A 3,038-nucleotide genomic window follows, 5' to 3' on the forward strand; every position below is an offset into this window, starting at 1 on the left:
CCAACTGAGCTAATTGCCCGCAAACGCTTGAATGCGGATGCAAATATAGACTACATTTTGAATATGACAAACTAATATTTAAAAAAAAATAAAATAATTTTAACTTCAGAAAATATGGAAATCTCCAAACCTTCCATATAAAAAATGACTCTGAATCAGAAAGACTCAGAGTCAAATAAATACCATCTCTATTTCATTAATCCGGGTACCGTTCTATAAACATAATCGGCATGTTTTCCAGTGAACATCTTTCCTCTTTCCTTCATAAATTCTTCTCGTTTAGCTTCATCCGGCCAAGCTTTTTTCTCTAGTTCTTCAATTTCATCAAAGGTTTTTTCTATGTCGGCGAAATTATCGTAGAAATAAGCTTCGCCAAATTGCCGACTATCGGAACCCCAAAGATGCCTATGTGTATAATACGCTTTTAAGGAAGTAAGGTTTTTAGTTACTTTTTCAAAATATTCCTTCATCAATTCTGGTTTGTTATTCCCATTTAAGGACATTTCGTTATTTCTTAAATACACCACTTTAGGCTCCTCAGATTCTACCTGATTATCGAAAGTATAAGGTAACGAAAGATATATTTCGTCGCTATGGTACGGAGTATAATATTTACCTTGTTTATCGAAAAAAGCTTTTCTAGCCGCTTCATCCGGCCAAGCTGCCTTTGCCAATTCCTCATTCTTTTCATTTGCCTTTTCAATATCCTCCCAATTTTTATAAACATTCACCAAGACAACCTCAGAATTATCAGGCGTAAAGTAATGAGTATAATATCCGGAGCTAAGAATCAAATCATTTTTCATAGTAACCTTATCAAAATACTTCTTTTCAGTAGCTTTCCAATCATCAAAATTCACATCCGGATCTGGATTCCAGTGGGCAGTTGTGATGGTTACATAAACAGGTTCAAATTCCGCTGAAGCGTTTGCATTATCCTGCGCGAAACTTGCATAAGCCGTTAACAGAAATAACATACCAATACCCTTCAATAAAGTGTTTAAAGTCTTCATAGTAATAAAAGTTTAGTTAGTAAAAAATATAATTAGCAGGGCGAGTTGAGTCTTGCCTGAAATTATTCTTAAAAAACTATGGGGTATAAAAGGGAGGAAAAATCAAATAATGAGTATAGCCTCTAAATATGTAGCGTGAGCAGCTAATACATTCATACTAATTTATAAAAAATATGTCATTAACTCTCGATTTCAAGGAGTATAGTCGATAAAATATAAGAATTTTGTGTTAAAGAGCTAACACATCGGCTACCACAAAAGTACTACCCCCTATAAAAATAAGATCTGTATCATTTGCTTGACTTAACGCGACTTGATATGCTTTTTTTACGCTAGAGTATACATTCCCCTTTAAATTGAAATTTGAAGCCTCCTGAAACAAGATTCTTTCATCCAATCCTCGTGGAATATTAGGTTTGCAAAAATAATAAGTAGCATTTTTTGGAAATAAAGCTAAAACATCTTCTAATTTTTTATCGTTCACAAAACCTAGAACGATATGTAGTTCCTTATAAGATTCTTTCTTTAGCTGATTTAATACATACGTTAAACCTTCCTTATTATGAGCGGTATCGCAAATAACCTTTGGATTTGAATTGATTTGCTGCCACCTACCTTGAAGCCCTGTATTCGCTATAACAGAGCGTAATCCTTGCTTTATGCTTTCTGAAGAAATTTTAAAACCATTGGATTGAAGAAATTGAGCTGCAACATATGCAGTCCTAGTATTTTTTTTCTGATAATCGCCTTTTAAATCTGTTTTTAACTGAATATCGGTTTTAGAAGCGAGTGAAATTTCTGCTGAATTTATTTCGGCTATCTTTTGAAAAACTGGATAGGTTTCTTCCTGAAACTCACCAATTATAACGGGAGTATCCGGTTTAATAATCCCAGCTTTTTCTGAAGCAATTTCGGCAAGGGTATTGCCTAACATATTGGTGTGATCTAGTCCAATATTGGTGATAATAGAAAGAATGGGCTTAATAATGTTTGTGGAGTCTAACCTTCCACCTAAACCTACTTCAATAACAGCCATATCTACCTTTTCTTTGCTGAAATAACTAAAAGCCAAACCTACAGTCATTTCGAAAAAAGATAGTTTCTGAGCTTCTAAATATGCTTTATTTTCAGCGATAAATTGTATGACTTCATTTTCTGGAATTTCCTTTCCATTGATCTTGATTCGTTCTCTAAAATCTAGAAGATGTGGCGAAGTGTACAATCCTACTTTATAGCCCGCTTCTTGAAGAATTGAAGCTAACATATGACTTGTAGAACCTTTCCCATTAGTGCCCGCAACATGAACGGACTTAAAATTCTTGTGGGGATTTCCCAAGAATTCTGATAAATTGACACTATTGGAAAGATCTTTTTTGAAGGCATCAGCTCCTACACGCTGATACATTGGCAACTGCTGAAACATCCATTCAACAGTTTTAGAATACGTAAGCACTATTCAGATAATTTAAAATTATAGGTAATATATCCTGTTTGCACAGAAGGTGCATTAGAATCACTATTAAATCTTGTAGCTAGTGCAGCCTTTCTTGCCGGTTCTGTTAGACAAGTTGCACTGTTAGTAGTACCTCTATGTCCTGGACTTGCACTTATTACTTGCCCGTTTTGATTCACTTTAATTTCTACAACCACAATTCCAGACTGATTACAATCCTGCGGAATCTTCTCCTTGTTCAAAGCTTTTCTTCCTCCTAAACGGTAATTTCCATCGCCATCTAAACCTGATCCATTTCCATAATACGCACTAGCATTGGGGTCTCCATCTCTGCTTCCTTTATCTCCGGCAACTCTATCGTTCCCTTCTCCACCGGTTGCTGTTCCATCGCTTTTTGGCCCATTTAAAATACTACTCATAGCATCTGTAGTAGACTTATCCGGTGTTGGATCTGGTTTCTTTGCAGGTGGCAATTTTTTAGGCTCCACTTTTGTTTCTTGGATCACAGGTTTCTTCTCTGCTTTTTTCTGAATAACCGGAGCTTCTTCAGAATCTTGTGTGACCACCTCTTC

The 3,038-nt window shown here is 35.5% G+C and carries 3 protein-coding genes; all 3 read right to left on the reverse strand.

Annotation, left to right across the window (positions count from 1 at the left end):
- Nucleotides 1-188: 188 nt before the first annotated feature.
- Nucleotides 189-1,013, reverse strand: coding sequence for a hypothetical protein (locus ON07_RS12635; RefSeq protein ID WP_010232081.1), 825 nt, complete (start codon nt 1,011-1,013; stop codon nt 189-191).
- Nucleotides 1,014-1,242: 229 nt separating this feature from the next.
- The gene (locus ON07_RS12640) at nt 1,243-2,436 is read right to left on the reverse strand and encodes a bifunctional folylpolyglutamate synthase/dihydrofolate synthase (protein WP_010232084.1); all 1,194 of its coding nucleotides are present in this window, start codon (nt 2,434-2,436) and stop codon (nt 1,243-1,245) included.
- Nucleotides 2,437-2,465: 29 nt separating this feature from the next.
- On the reverse strand, nt 2,466-3,038 hold a 573-nt coding region (locus ON07_RS16590), incomplete at its 5' end, for an energy transducer TonB family protein (RefSeq protein WP_010232088.1).

This window comes from Gillisia marina (assembly GCF_000258765.1).
GTDB lineage: Bacteria > Bacteroidota > Bacteroidia > Flavobacteriales > Flavobacteriaceae > Gillisia > Gillisia marina.